Origin of the sequence: Butyrivibrio sp. X503 (assembly GCF_003625475.1) — a bacterium.
GTDB lineage: Bacteria > Bacillota > Clostridia > Lachnospirales > Lachnospiraceae > Butyrivibrio.
Genome location: NZ_RAIQ01000005.1, coordinates 194,433 through 211,219 on the forward strand (window position 1 = coordinate 194,433; position 16,787 = coordinate 211,219).

17 protein-coding genes and 10 tRNA genes are annotated in these 16,787 nt (G+C 43.2%); 23 read left to right on the plus strand and 4 right to left on the minus strand.

Features of this window, described 5'->3' with window-relative positions; all coding sequences use genetic code 11:
- Positions 1-102 precede the first annotated feature (102 nt).
- From D6853_RS11035 to D6853_RS11055, 5 genes are all read left to right on the plus strand, one after another.
- Positions 103-444: an arsenate reductase family protein gene (locus D6853_RS11035; protein WP_120658063.1), complete on the plus strand. Its 342-nt coding sequence runs from the start codon at positions 103-105 to the stop codon at positions 442-444.
- Positions 445-471: 27 nt separating this feature from the next.
- Positions 472-948, plus strand: a complete 477-nt coding sequence (locus tag D6853_RS11040) for a hypothetical protein (protein WP_120658064.1) — start codon at positions 472-474, stop codon at positions 946-948.
- Positions 938-1,705 (plus strand): nucleoside phosphorylase, encoded by a 768-nt coding sequence (locus D6853_RS11045; protein ID WP_120658065.1) that lies wholly within the window; start codon positions 938-940, stop codon positions 1,703-1,705. Before D6853_RS11040 ends, D6853_RS11045 begins: the two co-directional genes overlap by 11 nt.
- 99 nt (positions 1,706-1,804) lie before the next feature.
- Complete coding sequence (locus D6853_RS11050; protein WP_120658066.1) at positions 1,805-2,827, plus strand: nucleotidyltransferase domain-containing protein; 1,023 nt, start codon at positions 1,805-1,807, stop codon at positions 2,825-2,827.
- Complete coding sequence (locus tag D6853_RS11055; RefSeq protein WP_120658067.1) at positions 2,824-3,588, plus strand: nucleotidyltransferase domain-containing protein; 765 nt, start codon at positions 2,824-2,826, stop codon at positions 3,586-3,588. Before D6853_RS11050 ends, D6853_RS11055 begins: the two co-directional genes overlap by 4 nt.
- Before the next feature lie 4 nt (positions 3,589-3,592).
- On the opposite strand, the gene D6853_RS11060 is transcribed toward D6853_RS11055, so the two are convergent.
- Positions 3,593-4,579, minus strand: a complete 987-nt coding sequence (locus tag D6853_RS11060; protein ID WP_120658068.1) for a WYL domain-containing protein — start codon at positions 4,577-4,579, stop codon at positions 3,593-3,595.
- Between the two features lie 169 nt (positions 4,580-4,748).
- Between D6853_RS11060 and D6853_RS15320 the strand changes: the two genes are divergently transcribed.
- The 18 genes from D6853_RS15320 to D6853_RS11150 all read left to right on the plus strand — a co-directional run bounded on the left by D6853_RS15320 (position 4,749) and on the right by D6853_RS11150 (position 12,756).
- A tRNA-Met gene (locus D6853_RS15320) sits at positions 4,749-4,814 on the plus strand.
- Between the two features lie 145 nt (positions 4,815-4,959).
- Entirely contained in the window at positions 4,960-6,435 is a 1,476-nt protein-coding gene (locus tag D6853_RS11065) for a DUF2828 family protein (RefSeq protein ID WP_120658069.1), read from the plus strand.
- A 53-nt stretch (positions 6,436-6,488) separates the two neighbouring features.
- Entirely contained in the window at positions 6,489-7,706 is a 1,218-nt protein-coding gene (locus D6853_RS11070; RefSeq protein WP_120658070.1) for an RtcB family protein, read from the plus strand.
- A 410-nt stretch (positions 7,707-8,116) separates the two neighbouring features.
- A complete protein-coding gene (locus D6853_RS11080) occupies positions 8,117-8,371 on the plus strand; it encodes a helix-turn-helix domain-containing protein (RefSeq protein ID WP_120658072.1) in 255 nt (84 codons plus the stop codon).
- 46 nt (positions 8,372-8,417) lie between these two features.
- Positions 8,418-8,501: transfer RNA gene (locus tag D6853_RS11085), tRNA-Tyr, on the plus strand.
- Positions 8,502-8,510: 9 nt separating this feature from the next.
- Positions 8,511-8,595, plus strand: a tRNA-Ser gene (locus tag D6853_RS11090).
- Positions 8,596-8,953: 358 nt separating this feature from the next.
- Positions 8,954-9,175, plus strand: coding sequence for a helix-turn-helix domain-containing protein (locus D6853_RS11095; RefSeq protein WP_120658073.1), 222 nt, complete (start codon positions 8,954-8,956; stop codon positions 9,173-9,175).
- 10 nt (positions 9,176-9,185) lie between these two features.
- Positions 9,186-9,256: transfer RNA gene (locus tag D6853_RS11100), tRNA-Gln, on the plus strand.
- A gap of 4 nt (positions 9,257-9,260) precedes the next feature.
- Positions 9,261-9,332, plus strand: a tRNA-Cys gene (locus D6853_RS11105).
- Between the two features lie 4 nt (positions 9,333-9,336).
- Positions 9,337-9,409, plus strand: a tRNA-Phe gene (locus D6853_RS11110).
- A gap of 4 nt (positions 9,410-9,413) precedes the next feature.
- Positions 9,414-9,485: transfer RNA gene (locus D6853_RS11115), tRNA-Lys, on the plus strand.
- Positions 9,486-9,489: 4 nt separating this feature from the next.
- Positions 9,490-9,562 (plus strand) — tRNA-Lys (locus tag D6853_RS11120).
- A 4-nt stretch (positions 9,563-9,566) separates the two neighbouring features.
- Positions 9,567-9,639: transfer RNA gene (locus tag D6853_RS11125), tRNA-Gln, on the plus strand.
- 4 nt (positions 9,640-9,643) lie between these two features.
- A tRNA-Asn gene (locus tag D6853_RS11130) sits at positions 9,644-9,715 on the plus strand.
- Between the two features lie 163 nt (positions 9,716-9,878).
- A complete protein-coding gene (locus D6853_RS11135) occupies positions 9,879-10,331 on the plus strand; it encodes a PaaI family thioesterase (protein ID WP_120658074.1) in 453 nt (150 codons plus the stop codon).
- Positions 10,332-10,344: 13 nt separating this feature from the next.
- Entirely contained in the window at positions 10,345-10,785 is a 441-nt protein-coding gene (locus D6853_RS11140) for a GNAT family N-acetyltransferase (RefSeq protein WP_243108342.1), read from the plus strand.
- Positions 10,786-10,829: 44 nt separating this feature from the next.
- Entirely contained in the window at positions 10,830-11,861 is a 1,032-nt protein-coding gene (locus D6853_RS11145) for a Fic family protein (protein ID WP_243108345.1), read from the plus strand.
- A 157-nt stretch (positions 11,862-12,018) separates the two neighbouring features.
- Positions 12,019-12,756, plus strand: coding sequence for a MerR family transcriptional regulator (locus tag D6853_RS11150; RefSeq protein ID WP_120658077.1), 738 nt, complete (start codon positions 12,019-12,021; stop codon positions 12,754-12,756).
- 277 nt (positions 12,757-13,033) lie between these two features.
- Here D6853_RS11150 and D6853_RS15325 read toward each other — a convergent pair whose 3' ends face one another.
- The 3 genes from D6853_RS15325 to D6853_RS11165 all read right to left on the minus strand — a co-directional run bounded on the left by D6853_RS15325 (position 13,034) and on the right by D6853_RS11165 (position 16,712).
- Positions 13,034-13,810, minus strand: a complete 777-nt coding sequence (locus D6853_RS15325; RefSeq protein WP_158588738.1) for a hypothetical protein — start codon at positions 13,808-13,810, stop codon at positions 13,034-13,036.
- 90 nt (positions 13,811-13,900) lie between these two features.
- Positions 13,901-15,637, minus strand: a complete 1,737-nt coding sequence (locus tag D6853_RS11160) for a hypothetical protein (protein WP_120658079.1) — start codon at positions 15,635-15,637, stop codon at positions 13,901-13,903.
- A gap of 55 nt (positions 15,638-15,692) precedes the next feature.
- Positions 15,693-16,712, minus strand: coding sequence for a hypothetical protein (locus D6853_RS11165; RefSeq protein ID WP_120658080.1), 1,020 nt, complete (start codon positions 16,710-16,712; stop codon positions 15,693-15,695).
- Between the last annotated feature and the right edge of the window lie 75 nt (positions 16,713-16,787).

The following is a 16,787-nucleotide window of genomic DNA, read 5'->3' on the forward strand; positions in this document are numbered from 1 at the left end:
GCGTGTTCGACGCATCGGAAAACGGTGTAAATCAGCCACGTAGCCCTTTGCGCCTGCATGGGAAGAGGTTATAATAGAACAAACTATAAGTGAGGAAAGAGTATGAATATACAAATATTCGGAACAAAAAAGTGTAACGACACCAAGAAAGCAGAGCGATTCTTTAAGGAGCGCGGTATCAAATTTCAATTTATAGACATGAAAGAAAAAGGAATGAGCAAGGGTGAACTCACATCAGTTGCAAGTGCAAACGGTGGCATCATGAACATGATAAATACCGACGCAAAAGACAAAGACGCCGTTGCACTCATGCAGTATATTGCCGACGAAGACAAACTCGAGAAGCTCCTTGAAAATCAGCAGATAATCAAGACCCCTGTTGTCCGTAACGGCAAGCAGGCAACACTCGGCTACCAGCCCGATGTTTGGAAGAAGTGGGAGTAAAGTTGCGATGATGGTGGGAACAAGTTTATGAATCAAATTACATTTAAACAATTAAATATACGACTCTTGATAATGTATTGTGTATGTATTCCTCTTATTGTGATTCTGCTTTTTTTACATATATACAAAAGAGATGAATGGATAAAAGCAAATCAGGAAAATATTGTTGTATATGAAGCAACCATAGTGGATTGTTTTCCGGTAGGGGCAAAAGGCGCGTCATATAGTATAGTGATGGATTTGCCTGATGGTGATCGAATAATGATAAAGAATGAAACTTCTATTAGTGACGATGCTGTTACGGTTTATGGCATTACGGAGCGTGGTACAAATTATTATGCTTTTTCTGAGGGAGAGTTATATGTTGCCGCAAACACTGCTAGGGGCAGTATTGTAAAGTTCATATCATTTCTGCTATTGCTTGGTCCAATGATGTGGTACTTTGTTTCGCTATTTATTATAAATAAAAAATACTTTGTGAGTGAGGAGCAGCATGATCATTAAAAATGAGATACCGATACTTGAATATGACGACCACTCCAAGGAAGTGATCACACCAAATCACGGGAGCGAAGAACTGAAGCTGCCGGAGAAGTGTCTTTTTGCCTTCCTCGGAGAGGTGGTTGATAAATACGCCAAGGAGCATGGCGCGGAGATCGCTGAAGAATACATCACGGTTTCGCACAACGTGAATGTTTATATTTTGCATGAAAAAGATGAGGATATATGCCTGGTTCAGCCGACGATAGGCGCGCCGGCGGCGACTTCGCTGCTTGATTTTCTTGTGACCTGCGGATGCAAGAAAGTGATTGCGGTCGGTTCGTGCGGAGTGCTTGCGGACATTCCCGAGAACGCTTTTCTCGTGCCGACAAAAGCGCTAAGAGCAGAAGGTACGTCTTATCAGTACTTGCCGGCTTCAAGATATATCGAGCTCGATGAAGAACCGGTGGCCGTGATCGAGAACTGCTTCAAAGAGCACAAGCTTCCGTTCGTGACATGTACGACTTGGACCACTGATGGATTTTTCAGAGAGACAAAAGACATGGTGAAATACCGTTTGGAAGAAGGCTGCTCCGTAGTTGAGATGGAGTGCTCCGCCCTCGCTGCCTGCTGCAGGAAAAGAGGCGCCAAGTTCGGACAATTTCTTTTTACTGCGGATTCGCTTGCGAATGTACATGAGTACGACTCCAGAGATTTCGGATTTGATTCGCATGAGAAGGCTCTTTTGCTGGGACTGGATATACTAAGAAGTTACAAGTGACCGACGGATATTCTAAGAAGTTACAAGTAATCGGCGCGGCGGGGATATGAAGATACAAGTGTGACGCTGTCTGAATAAAAAAGAAGTGGGAGTAATAAGATGGATTTTAAAAAGATAATGGAATCGGATGAATATGATTTCATTAGGAAAAACGATAGATTGGGCAAGAGGATAATGCTTCTGGGTCTTGGCGGAAGTCATGCGTATGGAACAAGCAATAAAAACAGCGATATCGATTTTAGAGGTGTTACATTGCAGAAGCCGTCAGATCTTTTGGGTCTCACACAGTTTGAGCAATATGAAGATGATAAGACGGATACTGTAGTATACGGCTTTAATAAGATGGTAAAACTGCTGCTGGATTGCAACCCAAATACATGTGAGATCCTCGGGCTCGATGAAGATCAATACCTGATAAAGAGTGAACTTGGTCAAGAACTTATAGATAATACCGGGTTGTTTTTGTCCAAAAGAGCTATAAAATCATTTGGAGGATATGCGGATTCTCAGCTTCGAAGACTTCAAAATGCCATAGCCAGAGATACACTTCCTCAGAGCGAAAGAGAGAAACACATCTTAAAGTCTGTTATGCACGCGCTTGAAGATGTGAACAGAAGGTTTTACGGAAAAACCGACGGCGGTCTTAAGGTGTATATCGATAAAGCGGTGAATCCCGAGCTGGACACGGAAATATTCGTGGATGCGGATTATAAGCATTTTCCGCTGCGTGATTATGAAGATGTGTGGGGCGTTATGAGAAGCGTCGTGCGCGATTACGATAAGATCGGCAAGCGAAATAAGAAGAAGGACGACAACCATCTAAACAAGCATGCGATGCACCTAATCAGATTGTTCATGATGGCGATCGATATTCTTGAAAAGGGCGAGATCAGGACACACAGAGTTAATGATCTTGATCTGCTTCTTTCGATTCGAAGAGGTGATTTCATGGAACCGAGCGGATCGTTCTCGGCTGCATTTTTTGAGATGCTCGACGAATACGAGAGAAAGCTGGATGAAGCTGCGGCTAAAACAAAGCTTCCCGATAATCCTGACATGGAAAAGGTCGGAAAGTTTGTAGAGCGCATAAACAGATATGCTATAACAGAGGAAAAAGAATGAGAGATATTTTAAAAGAAATAAATGAGAAGTTGGATGAAATCGAGGCAAAAGAAAAGGTGAAGATATTACACGCTGTCGAATCCGGAAGCAGGGCATGGGGATTTGCTTCGCCTGACAGTGATTATGATGTAAGATTCGTTTATGTAAGAGAGCATGATGACTATCTGTGCCTGAATGAACCAAGAGATGTCATAGAGTGGCAGCTTGATGAGGTGCTTGATATTAACGGCTGGGATCTGAAAAAAGCGCTTAAGCAGTTTGCCAAAGGAAATGCAACGCTGTTTGAGTGGAGCGGATCACCCATTGTTTATCGGACAACACCCGAGTGGGGCATTATTACGGAAGTTTCCAAAAAGTATTTTTCTGAAAAATCAGCAGTGTATCATTATTACGGTACGGCGAACAGCACTTACCATGACTATCTTACCGGTGAAAAAGTTCGCTACAAAAAATATTTCTATGCACTAAGACCGCTCCTCGCCGCTATGTATATTGAAGAAAACCACGTAGCGCCGCCGGTTCTTTTCGACGATCTACTAAAGCTCGATATTCCCGAAAAGCTCAGGCTTGCGATAGACGAGCTGCTTGAGATTAAGAAAAGAACTACCGAAAAAGAGGAAAATCCTCAGCTTCCGGTTATACAGGAATTTATAGAAACTGAGGTCTCCAGACAAAAAGAGATAGCTAATAATCTTGCAGACGATCATAATAAGGATTGGTCTGCGCTTGATGAGCTATTTAGAAAGATCATAAATAAATAAGCTTTTACTTATTGTATTCCCTTAACGCATGGTAATAGTACTTGCGTATTTTTTCTTTGAGAGATGCGGGTTTTACAACTATGGCGTCTTTTCCGAATCGTCTGAAGTATTCTTCAAGCTGCAAAGCAGGCCAGTCGAAGTAGTAGAGATTACCTTCTGTCTTCGATACAAGGGGCCTGTTTTTTGTTATGACTTTAAACATTCTGATTCCGTTTTGGCTGAGGCGTACTACAGCTTTTACATTTGATGATACCGAATGAGGGCTTCGGATTGCTTTTTCCCGGAGTTCCTTTTGTAATTCTTCATCAATCTTAAATTCATCGGACGTTATGAACACGCTCCGAAGTCTGGATATTCTAAAGGTTCTGGGAGTGCGGGTTTTAACATCTCTGCAGATCAGGTAGTTGCACTGTTCCTCTTTTGAGGCAGCGATGATATAAGGTTCCACAACAAAAGTATGCTTGCGCTCTGAGTTGGTTGATAAGAAAGTGATTACTCTGCGAGCTTCAAGCGCCTTGGTGAGGTCTTCGTAGGTATCCTTGAAAATGATTGTTTCTCTTTCGTTTCGCGGTATCGAAAGATATGAATTGAACATATCCTTAAGGTATTGCGAAAGCGAAGTGTCTTTTAGCATGTTAAGCTCAATGATCTTAAGAATGTCATACGAAGCTCCGCTGACGGTCAGCGTAAGGGCGGAGTTCTTGCCGCTTTGCAGGCTGTCGGCCTTTATGTATGTGCTGATGATCTTGTCGGCAAGGGCGGATGCAGCCTTGTTTGATATCGAAGTTATATCGGTGAGATCCTTCAAGATGTTATCAAGAAGAGCCTCGCTGTCGTGGCGGTATCTGTCAAAGTAATTCACGATGAGAGTCTTGAGGAATGCGTTGAGATTAACAGACTCATCGCTCTTGGTGAATTCAAAGAGCTCGGCGTCGTTGATCAGTCTTGTTCTTGTCTCTTCCGAAAGATATATTTTATATTTCTCTGTCATAATAATCCTCTTATTTGGGGTTGTGATTTTAATTAAATACTACGTAAATAAGCTGATAATTATATTATATTGGGGTTGCGCTGAAGCGTCAATCTGCATCTTTTTATCTCCAAAAATATGAGCTATGATGTAATCACAACAAAGCCAAAGACACATACAGCAAACGCATGGTGACTTATGGGCAAGTACCGGATTCATAGTCCGGCTTTGTGGGTTCAAATCCCACACCTTCCCAATGGGAAGTGTGTCTTGATACGGCTTAATAAATAGGTGCATACAGCAATTAATACATTTTCACGTCGATCACACGTGACCTGCATGTGCAGGTTAGTGAGCCGGGCACTATCCCGGCTGCACCTAGTAAAAAAGGAGAGAAAGATATGTTAGAGTTTTTAAAAAGAGAAGCAAACAAAACACATACGGAAAACGGCGCGGCTACTTATGTTTCGACACAGTCTGATTGTCTTGATCTTTTTGCGACGATCGGCGCGCTCAGAAATGCATCCGATGATGAGATCATAAATAGATTCATGAAGGCATACGCAGAGAATGCAGAGCTTGCGATGAAGATGCTTTTCTTCGCAAGAGATATCAGAGGCGGTCTCGGTGAGCGAAGAGTGTTTAAGGTGATACTTAAATACCTTGCGGTATGTGAGCCCGAGTCGGTAAAAAAGAATATCGAAAATGTAGCCGAGTACGGCAGATTCGACGATCTTCTTGCACTTATGAATACATCTGTGGAGAAAGAAGTGACGGATTACCTCGAGAAAATTCTCAGAGCGGACATGCAGACCGTCTTGGTTGACGGCGAGAATGCCAACATTTCACTTCTTGCAAAATGGCTTCCTTCAATAAATGCAAGCAACAAAGAGACTGTACGTAATGCAAAAAAGATAGCGAAAGCCATGAACATGACGGAGAAAGAGTACCGTAAAGTTTTGGCGATGCTTAGAGCTCAGATCAAGATCATAGAGAATAAACTTCGCGAGAAAGATTACTCTTTTGACTATAAGAATCAGGCATCAAAAGCGCTTTACAAGTACAGACAGGCTTTCATCAGAAATGACGGTGAAAGATATCGCGCTTTTATTGAGGAAGTAAAAAATAAACCCGGCGTAATGAACACGGGCACGCTCACGCCATACGACGTGATATTGCCTGCGATAAAAAGAGCTGAGTTTTCCGAGGATGAGAGAAACGCCATGGATGCAACATGGAATGCGCTCGAGAACTTTGCGGGCTCAGAGGATTCGCTTGTAGTTGTCGACGGCTCGGGTTCGATGTACTGGGACTATAATATAACGACGCTTCCCGCGGCGGTTGCGCAGTCTCTGGGCATATACTTTGCGGAGAGAAATAAAGGTAAGTTCCACAACCATTTCATCACGTTTTCGACCAATCCCAGATTGGTTGAGATAAAAGGCGAAGATATCGTGGAGAAAGTGCGCTACTGCATGAGCTTTAACGAGTGCGGCAATACCAATATAGAAAAAACTTTTATGTTGATATTAAATACCGCGGTTCGCAACAGGCTTAAACAGAAGGATATGCCTAAGAAGCTGTTCATAATCTCCGACATGGAGTTCGATAGCTGTGCACGTGATTCAAGCATGACCAATTTTGAAAATGCCAAAGCGGCGTTTGCAAAACGCGGTTACAAGCTTCCCCAGATAGTTTTCTGGAACGTGAACAGCAGGAACAGACAGCAGCCCGTCAGGGTCAATGACCAAGGCGTGGCGCTTGTGTCCGGCTGCAATCCTCAGATCTTTTCAATGTTAAAAGACGGTAATTTTGAGCCTTATAAATTTATGATGAGCGTTCTTTCGACAAAGCGTTACGAGAGAATTGCCGCATAACTGTGAGAACCCGGCTTAGTATTTTATGAGCCGGGTTACGAAAGGAAAGAGAAATGAATACAATTGAGATTAAAGGAAAAGTAAATACTGCTCTTTGCTATGCCAAGGTAGTTGAGGACGAGGCAATCGAGCAGATCAGAAGAATGTGCGACTACCCCATGACGGAGGGCTCGAAGATAAGAATCATGCCCGACGTTCATGCGGGAAAAGGCTGCACTATCGGAACCACAATGACAATCACAGACAAGGCGGTTCCAAACGTTGTCGGAGTTGATATCGGATGCGGAATGTACACCGTTAACCTCGGAAAACAGGAGATCGACCTTGAGAAGTTCGATATGGCTGCTTTTACCATTCCTTCGGGAAGAGAGGTTTGGGAGGGAAGGCAGGAGAGATTTGACCTTACCGAGCTTCGCTGCTACAGACAGCTTAAGGAGGCAAAAAGACTCGAGAGATCGCTGGGAACGCTCGGCGGCGGCAATCATTTCATCGAGATTGATAAAGCCGCTGACGGCACACAGTACCTTGTGATCCATTCGGGTTCGAGAAATCTCGGAAAGCAGGTCGCGGAGCTGTATCAGGCACTTGCAGTCGACCTTGATAAAGGAATCGGCGAGTATCTGGAGTCGCGCGAGGAACTTATCAAGACCTACAAAGAGCAAGGAAGACGTGCCGAGATACAGTCTGCGTTAAAAGAGCTCTATAACAAAAAGTACAACGAGGGCCCGATGACCATGCCGGAGGACCTGTGCTACTTATCGGGCAAATATCTCGAGGACTATCTTCATGACGTGGAGATCTGTCAGAGATTTGCAAAAAGAAATCGTGAGAAGATGGCGGAGATTCTTTTGGAGAAAACTGGTCTCGCAGCCGGAGAGTCTTTTCACACGATCCACAACTACATTGACACTGATGAGATGATCCTAAGAAAGGGATCAATCGCCGCGCACAAGGGCGAGAAAGTTCTTATCCCGATAAATATGAGGGATGGATCAGTTCTTGCGGTCGGCAAGGGTAATCCCGAGTGGAATTACTCGGCTCCTCACGGCGCAGGCAGACTGATGTCGAGAAATGCAGCAAAGAGAAATCTTTCGATGGAGGAGTATAAAGAGGCGATGAAAGGCGTTTATACTTCGTCAGTCTGTGTGTCTACGCTCGACGAGGCGCCCATGGCGTACAAGTCGCTCGAGGACATCATTGATGTGATAAAAGAGTCTGTGGAGATCATCGATGTGATGAAACCGATCTACAACTTCAAGGCGGCTGACTGAAAGGTGAGTGTATGCCTGCGTGGGGCAGGCATACATTTATACCACAGGTTTAATGCAATATAAATTTTGCTGTGGTATCATACGATATATAAAGAGAGAAGCGGGGCAAAAAACATAGTGCTCCCGGAAAGGAAAAGACATGACAACATTTAATCGCAAATATTATTTCTATAGCGAAAGTTATAAATCATCACTTCAGTATTATGCTGAGTGCGGATTTGGTTTCATGCGCTCATTTAAGGATAGTCAAATGCGAAAGAATGTTGATCTTGCGAGGATCCCAAACAGTTGATCCAAGCTGATAAATAAACATGTTTTGCGAACCGCTTACCTTGAATGAGGCAAGCGGTTTTTCATTACCTAAAAAAGTAGTGCTCGGTAAAAAGAGCTTATGAAAGAAAGGAGCAAACATGGTTACATTACCTGCCATTGATATGGCGGCAACAGGTAGAAACATAATAAAGCTGCGTCAGGATGCAGGTCTGACAGTCAGAGATCTGCAGGAGATGTTCGGTTTTACAACACCACAGGCGATATACAAGTGGCAGCGCGGGACAGCGATGCCGACGATAGATAATCTGGTTGTGTTGGCGGCAGTTTTTGAAGTTTCGATTGACGACATAATAGTGGTTGATACATGCATTCATGCGCAGATAGGCGCTTGAAAGAAAAATAGAATAAAGGGGCTGTGAGTAAACGCAGCTCCGATATGGGTAGGTATGCCTAGTGGCGAAGGCAGGGGTCTGTAAAACCCTGACACCGGAAACACCGTGAGTTCGAGTCTCACCCTGCCCACTTAAATATGCCGTGGTGGCCGAGTGGTAAGGCACCTGATTGCTAATCAGCGGTTTCCTTCACGGGAAGATAGGTTCGATCCCTATTCACGGCGTTTTGGTATAGTGTCATCCGATGACACTGTACAACAAGATCATATGATACGATAATATGATTAGAACAATGATATGGAGCGGCGATAAGCCGCGGAAAGTTAAGGGGATTATTTTAGAATGTACTACGTAACTATCAACAAGCAATTTAATAACAAACAGTTTATGCAGTTCTGCAAAAATCAGAAGTGCTTTGTTAGTTATGCAAATTGCAAGTTGGTGGAAAGCGGTCCCGGATTCATAAAATGATGGATGATCCGGAGCATTAAAAATATGATCGAAGAGATCAGTAGCCACTTAGCTTGCAATAAGTTAGGTGGTTTTTTAATGCTTATTTTTTGAAAAGGAGATTAAGAAAAAATGGATTATCCGGTTATTGATATCGAAGGAACAGGAGCACATATAAGAGAGCTGATCAGAGAAAGTGGCCATACGGTCACAGAGGTTTCAGAATATCTCGGAGCAAGTACATCCTTGGTATACAGATACATAAGAGGAGAAGTACTTCCAAGCATTGATAGGATTGTAGCGCTCTCTGTATATCTTGAAGTTCCTATTGAAAGAATAATTGCAGTCGATTAAGACTGCACCATGCGGTATGGGGTAATGGTAGCCCACAGGATTTTGGTTCCGGTAATCTTGGTTCGATTCCAAGTGCCGTAGTTATGACGTAGTAGCCAAGCCAGAAAGGCAACGGACTGCAACTCCGTGAGCGTGAGTTCGAATCTCACCTACGTCTTTATGGGCTTGTAGCTCAAATGGTAGAGCGGGAGATTGAAGATCTCCGCGTAGAAGGTTCGATACCTTCCGAGCCCATCATGCTTCCTTGGCAGAGCGGATATGCACCGGCCTTTTAAGCCGAGAGATGCGGGTTCAACCCCCGTGGGGAGCACTTAGCTGTTGTAGCTCAGTTGGTAGAGCAACGGTCTCTTAAACCGAAGGTCGTGGGTTCAACCCCCACCGGCGGCACTAATGCGGTATAGCTCAATTGGAAGAGCACCTGACTCTGACTCAGGGTGTTGCTGGTTCGAGCCCAGCTACCGTAGTTCTGGACATGTAGCTCAATGGTAGAGCATCCGGCTGTTAACCGGAGGGTTGTGGGTTCGAATCCCATCATGTCCGCTTTTTATGATTTCTAAGTTTTTGGGCTTTTAAGAATTGAAAGAAACATCATAAGCTATTGAAGTACCCATATTAGTAAAAAGAATTTACTGATATGGGTATTTTTGTGATTGTAAGGGGTGTAAACTAGAGAGGAAAAGTGCAAAATTTAAGGAGAACCGCAATGCGACCGACACGAACGGAAAAAGAAAATGCGATGAGGGAGAAGATAATCCCTGAATTATACGCTAATGAATACAACAAATTTATAGGATTTGAGGTGCTGGAACTGAGCGCGACGTACAGCAAAGCGAGGATCAAGGCGGACACGAGGCTTCACAACACGTACGGAAGTATCCACGGAGGAGCGCTGCTGTCATTTGTTGATGCGATGGCGGGTGCGACGGGAAGTATGAGCGGATATTATGTGACGACGGTTTCCGCGAACCTGAATTTCCTACTCCCTGCGGTGAACACTGAATACATCTACTGCGAGTGCATGAAACTCAAGACAGGCAAGCACATATTGGTATTTGATATAAGAGTTACCGACGACAACGGCAATCTCTTGGACAGCGGAGAGTTCTCGTTCTTTGCGAGCAAAGTTCCGGTGCTGGGAGATAATCTGAAATTCTAATAGGTAAATGATAATGATCATAAAACACTTCAACGAGCTCACCACCAGCGAGCTCTATGAGATTTTAAAAACCAGATTCGAGATCTTCGTAACCGAGCAGGAGTGCCTGTATCAAGATCTTGACGATAAAGATCAAGACGCGATCCATGTTTTTTGCATGAATGAAAAAGGACGTGTGGCAGGGTGCCTCAGAGTCTTTTGGAATGACGAGGCAGCAGGCGTTGCGCAAATAGGAAGAGTGGCGACGCTTGAGCACGGCAAGGGAATCGGCGGAGAGATTCTGCATGCCGGTGTGGAAGTTGCCAGAGACAGGCTCGGCGCGAAAAAGATAACTCTGCATGCGCAGGAGTACGCCATCGGCTATTACGCAAAAGAGGGCTTCGAAGTCGTGTCCGACATCTTCATGGAAGACGGGATCCCACACGTGACGATGGAGCTGGCTGTTATGCTATAATGGAGTATATTGAAGGTGTGTATGAGGAGAATGAGGTGAAAGATATAAATAAAGATCCTTTTGAAGAGTATATAAAGAATTTAGCTCCAACACGCAAAGAATTAGGGCAGGCTTGGTCGGCGGCTATAGGGCTGCAGGATGTTGATGGACTAAAGCCTTCAGAGTATTTATATGAGACAGCAAAGAAGAATATTGACGGAGAGATAACGATAGATGAAGCTGATAGTTTGATTGAGGCGTATTATGAGAATAAAGCCGGACGAGTTGAACATGGTACTGAAGAGGCAGATAAAGTTTCAACTAGGATAGCAAGATTACTGTCAGAGAAAGCGTTTGTGTTTTCACCTACACAGTATATTGCAATTCATAGAGAATTGTTTAAGGGAATATATTCTCATGCAGGGATGATCAGAGATTACAATATAACAAAAAAAGAATGGGTTTTGGCCGGTGATACTGTATCATATGGAAGTGCGCATAATCTTAAGGAAACACTTGAATATGATTTTTCACAGGAGAAAATGTTTCGTTATAATGGACTGACTATGTCGGAGACAATCCATCATCTGGCAGTATTTGTATCAGACCTCTGGCAGATACATGTTTTCGGTGAGGGAAATACTCGAACTACCGCAGTGTTTTTTATAAAGTATTTAAGACAACTGGGGTTTGATGTAAATAATGATCTTTTTTCGGCTAATTCTTGGTATTTTAGAAATGCTTTGGTTCGAGCAAATTATAATAATATTAAAGATAACATTTTCGAAACTACAGAGTATCTTGAAAAATTCCTTCGAAATTTATTACAAGGAGAAAAAAACGAGCTTCACAATAGAGAGATGCATGTGAGTGGTAGATTCGTAAATGACCCGATAAATAATCAGGTTGATTTAAACGAACGAGAACAAAAAATACTTGATATTATTAAACATAATCCGACGGTCACGCGCTCTGAAATGGCAGAAAACATCGGGTGTTCAGAGACTACTATTAAGAGAACACTCCAAAACATGACGGAGAAAAAAATAGTGAAAAGAATAGGGTCAAACAAAAAAGGCGAGTGGATTATTATGTGAAAATCAGATGCTATAGATATTAAAATGACCCGATAAATGACCCGATAAACTTACCCATATCGGCAAAATAAAAAATTCCGATATGGGTATAATTTTTGCTTGACTACGACGTAACGTAATAGTTTACGCTTTAATTACACGTGGAGGAGGTACGGCGATGAAAACAGTAAATGAGGTGAGTAAGCTGGCGGGTGTGAGTATACGCACACTGCAGTATTACGACAAGATCGGGCTTCTTAGGCCAACAGAGTATACGGAAGCCGGCTACAGGCTGTATGACGATACGGCGCTGGAGAGATTGCACCAGATCTTGCTGTTTCGTGAGCTGGAATTTCCGCTAAAAGACATAAAGGAAATAGTAAGCAGATCTGATTTTGATAAGAAAAAGGCACTGGATCAGCAGATTAAGCTCCTGGAACTTAAAAAGGAGCATATTGAAGATCTGCTCACCATGTGCCGCGACCTAAAAAAGAGAGGAGTGAAGAAATTGAGTTTTACAGCATTTGATTCGAGTAAGATCGAAGAATATTCAAGAATGGCGAAAGAGCAGTGGGGCAAGACGCCCGCATATAAAGAGTTTGAGGAAAAGAGTAAGAATCGCACCAAGGAAGATGAGAAAAATCTCATGGGCGAGCTGATGAAGCTCTTCGAAGAGTTCGGTTCCATCAAGGAAAAAGAGCCTTCGTCAAAAGAAGCACAGGCGATGGTTAAGAAGCTACAGGACTTCATCACCGAGAACATGTATACTTGCACAAAAGAGATCCTGTCGGGCCTTGGCAAGTGGTATGTATCGGGCGGCGAAGTGACCGACAACATCGAGAACGCCGGTGGTGCCGGAACCGCAGAGTTTGCCTATCAAGCGATCATGGCATATTGCGGGGTTGCTTCAAAGTAACAGGAAAAGAGCTGCTATTCGGAGCCGCAGTTCATAAAAGTCAAAAAAGTTAACGTAATACCGAAAACAGGCATGTATAGCAGATTTTTCTGCAATTATACATGCCTGTTTTTATTCCAAAAGCATGCATATTAAAGAAAAATTCTTTTATACATGCCTGTCTATACCTTGTTCCCTTCGGGAAATGAATGAAATGCTGATAAATTGCTCAAAAAAGACATGTCAAAGTGGCGGAAACGCTGATATGCATGCTTTTTTGCTTGTTCAGGTATGCCCATCACTTCTTCTCAAAAGATTCCATTACAAGCTCGTCGCCCGATTTAGTGAATTTAACGGTCAGATCTGATATCTCTGTCGGAGCGGCTCCGATACACTTCATAGGATCTATCTGCATCGTGACGGTATATTTGTCGCCTGCTTTTTCACCTGAAATGCACTTATAGCCTACTACCTCGGCTTCGTAATATGAACCGTAATAGCAGTCGTTCTCTTCGTTATAATCCCAGCCGATCTCGGAAGCTTCGGGGACATAATCAAGTCCCGAATGAGCTTTAACAAAATCAGCAATATCAGCCTTTTTTATCACCATAACAGTCATAAATTTGGAAAACTCGCCGAGCTTCAAGGAATCCACATATTCTTTTTTCTCAGCATCACTTATATCCTGAGTCTTGATATCGGCGCCGAGTCTAAGAACGGACTTCCAGTCAATCTCCTCAGGGCTCTTGAATTCATTATCAAGGAAACCGTTGTATTTCTTAGAGTTAAAAAGATCCGCAATCTCCGTACATTCGCTGTCAGACAGCGCAACGGCCTTTTCCGAAGAAGCGTCACTCGAAACTTCCGACGCCGCCTCAGAAGAAGCCTCTGTCGAAGCCTCAGAAAAAGCCTCTGTCGAAGCCTCAGAAGAAGCCTCCGACGCAGCCTCGGCGGAACTCTCCGCCGTTGACGCAGCATCTCCCGAGTATGATTCATCGATCGAAGATATGGTAGAGCTACATCCTGACATGATCAGCGTTGCCGCTATAATTGGTAAAAGATATTTTGCTTTCATTGTTTTTTCCTCTTTATTTCTAAGCGTTAATTTATACATTTACTATTGATTTGCATTCCAAGCGCGTCGCCCGGTCCGGTGATCACCGGCTTACTTTCCCAGCTGAGCCATGATAGTATCGTAATCCATACTTCCGACTATTTCCTCAAACTTTAAGGAATCGTATTTGGCGATTACCTTTTTGATCTCAGTTTCGGACATGTTTGCGTCAATCTCACTGTGGTACTCGGTTTTGGTTTCATAATCGTCTGATGAAGCAAGCTCTTCTTCCGAAGGTACGCCGTTACCGTCGATATCATTGAAGTTAAGGTCCAGTGTCCAATAGTCTGTGGCAAGCTTGCCGTCATCGTGTATAGACATGTAGGTGTTGTAATAGAGTGAACCGGCGTAATCGGCGTTTCCGTTATAGATAACATTGCCCTTTTTGGCATAGAGGTAACCGGCATTGCCCATCGCACCGTATCCCCACTGGTTCATAAGACAACAGGTGTGACCGTCCTTAAAGCAATAAAGAGAAACCCAGTAACCGGTGTTGCCGACAACCAACTCGGGAATATCATCACCGTCAACATATATAAGGTCAAAAGATAAATCGTCGTAAGCATAGTTGTAGGTCTTTGCAATCTGGGCGTACGCTTCCTTGTAGCTTTCATATTTTCCGTCCTTGTTGTCACCAAGAAGCGCTTTCTTAACTCCGCTGATCGTAAGATCTCCGCCCATTTCTTTGACCTTTTTTTCTCCAAAATCGGCAAAATAAGAAAAGTCGTCCTCTTCGCCCGTTGTGGCGAGCTCAATGAAGAGATGTTTAACATCATTTGTGCTTCCGATAATTGCTATATCATCCATTCCGTCTGCGTCAACATCAAAGAAACCGACAGCGTCAATGGTTGTTACGTTTATATAACCCATGTCGTCAAGAAAGGATGGTCTAAAGCTGCTGATCAACTTTCCGTCTTTTTCCATGACCATTTCCGCCTGACCGCTGTCTTCGTAATAGGTTACAAAATGAACGGGAGAATCATATTGAGGAAGATCCACATCAAAGGTCTGCTCCGGAACACAGTAATCGTCCCACTGAATCTCGTTGGATTCAAAGGCAAGGTCATCACCCGACTTGGTGAATTTTACGATCCTGTCGGCGTCGCTTCCGTAATATGAAGTAGACTCTATATTCACACTTTTTTCGAGACTCACCTTAAGACGAAGAGTGTATTTATCACCCGTTTTTTCTCCTGATATGCACTCATATCCTTTATGGCGAGCATCGCTATCCCAAATTGTTTTGTAAAAAGAGTCGTTCTTTTCGACATAATCCCATTCGATATCATCATTATCCGGCATGAGGTCCTTGCCTGTATGTCTTTTGATAAAATCTGCAAGATCGGATTTTTTTATAACACTGAGCTTCTCGTATTCAGTGAGCGAACTGCGGTTTGCGGCCTTCAAATAGTCATTTATTTCTTCTTCGCTGCAATTCTCGGAACTTATTCCGGCACCGAGCTTCAGAACCTTCTCCCAATCTATCTCTTCGGGAGAATTAAAACCATCTTCCAAGAATCCGTTATATTCCATTGTGTTAAAAAGATCTGTGAATTCAGAAAGTTCATCGGCAGAAAGCTCTTCGCCGGGTTCGCTGCTTTCGGCATCTTTTTTGTCCGAGTCGTCATCGGAAGCTTCGCCCTGCGTACCGCCGCCTGTTTGCGATTCCTCGTTTTCAGCGACAGATCCGCTGTCTGTTGACTGACTGTCCGGTGAAGATACGGACGAACTACAGCCTGAAACAATCAGCGCTGCCGCCAGTATCGGTAAAAGACATTTTGTTTTCATGAAAAAACTCCTCCTATAAGCGCGTTGTCATTTTAGAACTTTATACCATAATATATCATTTCGTCAGTTGCGACATCAAATCATTGTACGTTATGGATCCCATAAGTTTCTTCCATTCGTACTTTTCGTAAGTCTCGATTGTTTTTTCAAGTTCTTTTTTATCCATGTTTGGGTCCGTAATGCATTTGAAATCTCTCGGGTCACCGAAAAACAAATTTCTAAGATCAGATATCAGGTTATCATTGTACCCTACCACGTCCTTGCTATAATAAGTGTACGCAAGCGGGCCGGCGTCGGGGATCAGAAAGAAGTGATTTAACATTGAATCCTCGCCATCCCACATGGGATAATGTATAACTCCCGATCTGTCAAAATAAAGGAAGTGATCATCGGCCCTCCAGCCTAATCCCTTTGAGTCCAACAGAAGACGGGCATGATCGTTTTCAAAAGTGTAAAGAGAACAATGTTGGTTTTGATCGATATCTACATAAAGTTCCGGGATATCGTCATCATCCACATATACGAGTTCAAAAGTGACATCATCACAAGTATCATTGTAGATCTTTGCAATCTGAGCATATGCATCCTTATAATCGGTATATACACCGTCTGCATTATCTCCCAACAGTTCTGTTCGGATGTCGTCCATCGTATAATCCATACCGTTATCCCAAGCTTCTTGCGCGGGATAATCACCAAGACAGAAAAACTCATCTTCTTCATTACCGTATGGATCTAACATGTACATTTTTCCCGTGTATATAAAGGGGAAAATGCGTTTACCATTATTCGTATCGGCTATGACAACCAAGTCATCCTGACGGTCGGCGTTAAAGTCAAAGAATTCTGTGGAGTCGATGGCTTTTAAGGTGTAACGGCTTGAAATCGGAGAGGAATAAAACGAATCGATGGATTGAATAAGCTTATCGTCTGTATTATAATCTCCGGCCTCGGAATCACTCGAAAACTCTGATGAGGAGATTTCCTCTGCGAGTGGATCCGGTTCCGGTTTTGCGCCGCAGCCTGATAAGATCAGCACAGCAGCAGTTATCGCAAAAAAAATTTTATTATTCATATCAAATCCTCTTAAATCCTTTTATAAATGTTAACAATATAATAACATATAAAAAGAAAAATGCAATAAAATGCC